The organism is Streptomyces sp. P17 (genome assembly GCF_032436805.1).
Taxonomy (GTDB): Bacteria; Actinomycetota; Actinomycetes; order Streptomycetales; family Streptomycetaceae; genus Streptomyces.
Genome location: NZ_JAVRBF010000645.1, coordinates 1 through 281, shown reverse-complemented (window position 1 = coordinate 281; position 281 = coordinate 1). Strand labels below are relative to the sequence as shown.

Below are 281 nucleotides of genomic sequence, written 5' to 3'. Positions count from 1 at the left end.
CCTGAGCGTGGGCGTGGTGTACCCGGGCATGCCGCACAGCGACAAGCGCGAGGCCTACGCCGCCGACATCACCTACGGCACCAACAACGAATTCGGTTTCGACTACCTGCGCGACAACATGGCGCTGTCCAAGGCCGACCGCTACCAGCGCGGCCTGCACTACGCCATCGTCGACGAAGTCGACTCCATCCTGATCGACGAAGCGCGTACCCCGCTGATCATCTCCGGCCCGGCCGACGATTCCCCGGAGCTGTACATCCGCGTCAACCGCGTCGTGCCGA

1 pseudogene is annotated in these 281 nt (G+C 65.5%); it reads left to right on the top strand.

What is annotated here, in order from left to right:
* Positions 1 to 281: pseudogene (locus tag RMT89_RS42440) on the top strand (preprotein translocase subunit SecA); the annotation flags it as partial.